Origin of the sequence: Sulfitobacter sp. 15WGC, assembly GCF_005068605.1 — a bacterium.
GTDB classification, from domain to species: Bacteria; Pseudomonadota; Alphaproteobacteria; order Rhodobacterales; family Rhodobacteraceae; genus Sulfitobacter; species Sulfitobacter faviae.
On sequence record NZ_SZNL01000002.1, the window covers coordinates 191,017 to 193,055 of the forward strand.

Annotated in this window: 2 protein-coding genes; one reads left to right on the forward strand and one right to left on the reverse strand. The window is 58.9% G+C overall.

Annotated features, from left to right (window positions below):
- The first annotated feature begins 142 nt into the window (after positions 1-142).
- On the forward strand, positions 143-355 hold the full coding sequence (locus FCK22_RS02460; RefSeq protein ID WP_067262642.1) for a DUF1127 domain-containing protein: 213 nt from the start codon (positions 143-145) through the stop codon (positions 353-355).
- A 238-nt stretch (positions 356-593) separates the two neighbouring features.
- Here FCK22_RS02460 and FCK22_RS02465 read toward each other — a convergent pair.
- Positions 594-2,039 (reverse strand): 3'-5' exonuclease (locus tag FCK22_RS02465; protein ID WP_169306048.1); only part of this gene is annotated, 1,446 nt, incomplete at its 5' end.

The following is a 2,039-nucleotide window of genomic DNA, read 5'->3' on the forward strand; positions in this document are numbered from 1 at the left end:
GTTTTTTATCAACAACTTGCGCCACTCAGAACCTATGCGCTTTCTGCATAGCGGCATTGACTTTATGCCCGTTGTGCAAATGCAGAAAGGGCGTAAATAGCAGGCAACGAGATGATCCACAGATGAAAAAAGAGGCGCCGAAATGGCTTACATGAACACAACCACCGCAAACACAACTTCCGTCTTCGCCCGTATCGGCGGCGCATTCGAAGCACTGGCAACCCGCTACAAACAGCACCGTCTGTACCGTGAAACTTTCGACGGTCTGAGCGCGTTGAGCAACCGCGAACTGGCCGATCTTGGTCTGAGCCGTTCCGAACTGCGCCGCGTCGCATGGGAATCTTCCCGCGGCTAAGCAGAGATAGAGATCGGACGTCAGAACCCCTCCCTGTTCTGTCGTCTGAAAGCCGGGGTGCGCGTCACTTTCCTCCTCCCTGAATGAGGCGGACCCCGCAAGGAGACCCGAAGCCGACCCTCCCTCGACGCTTCGGGCCGACATAGAAACGGCGGCACCTTCCTCCCAAGGTGTCGTCGTTTTTGTTTGTAAGGTCTTGTTCAGGCAGGCCTTTGGCAGCCCGCCCCAGGATACGCTTTTAGAAGGGCACGTCTTTCCCGCCGGTCAAGAAGCGCGAGACGACCTTTTTGGTCCCGGCCTTCTCAAAGGCGACTTCCATCTTGTCACCTTCGATGCCGATCACTTCACCATAGCCGAATTTATCGTGAAAAACGCGCTCACCCATCTTAAAAGCGGCGACCGCCTGCATGTCGATCGTGACATTGCGGCTTTCGCGCGGCTGGCTGGTGCCCCGCGCCCCGCTGCGTGATTGCAGGCGTTTCCAACCCGGTGAGTTATAGACATTCGCGCTTGCGGCACGGTCATGTAGGTCCGATTGCGGCATGGCCGCGCCAAAACCGCCGCCGTAAAGCCCCGGCGGGGTCAGCACATCCACGTGTTCTTCGGGCAGCTCATCAATGAAACGCGACGGCATCGCATTCTGCCATTGGCCAAAGACCCGGCGATTGGCGGCGAAAGAGATGGTACAAATCTGCTCCGCCCGGGTGATGCCGACATAGGCCAGCCGCCGCTCTTCTTCGAGCCCCTTCATCCCGCTTTCATCCATCGAACGCTGCGAGGGGAACAGCCCATCTTCCCAGCCTGGCAGGAAAACCATGGGGAATTCCAAACCCTTAGCCGCGTGCAGCGTCATGATCGAGACCTTCTCGCCATCGCCCTCCTGCTCATTATCCATGATCAGGCTGACATGTTCGAGGAAGCCTTGAAGGTTCTCGAAGCCTTCCAAGGCTTTGACCAGTTCCTTGAGGTTTTCCAGCCGCCCCGGCGCTTCGGGCGTTTTGTCATTCTGCCACATCCCGGTATAGCCGCTTTCGTCGAGAATCATCTCGGCCAGTTCGACATGGGACACGTCCGGTGGGCCGTAATCCACCCGCAGCGGCGCGACGCCATCATCCAGCACCGAGTCGTCTTCGCTGATCTCGATCCGCGGACCTTGCAACATCGACGACCAACGGTCGATCCCGTCGATCAAAAGCCGCAGTTGCGCCGCCCCTTTGCCGCTGATCCCGCCATGGGCGAGAAGAATTCGCGCACCTTCGACAAGGTTCACCCCATGATCCCGCGCCGTGCGTTGGATTTTCTGCTGCGCCTTCTCGCCCAAACCCCGCTTGGGCGTGTTCACAATCCGCTCGAAGGCGAGATCATCATCGGGGCTGGTGACCACGCGGAAATAGGCCATGGCGTCGCGGATTTCCAAACGCTCATAGAATCGCGGGCCGCCAATCACCTTATAAGGCAGGCCAATGGTCAGAAACCGGTCTTCAAAAGCGCGCATCTGGTGGCTCGCCCGGACGAGAATCGCCATATCGTCAAGCGAGAAGGGGTCGAGCCCTCTTGTGCCGCGCTGCGCGGATTCGATCTCATCCCCGATCCAACGGGCCTCTTCCTCGCCATCCCAATGGCCGATGAGGCGGACCTTTTCGCCCTCGGTCTCTTCGGTCCAGAGAGTCTTGCCCAAGCGCCC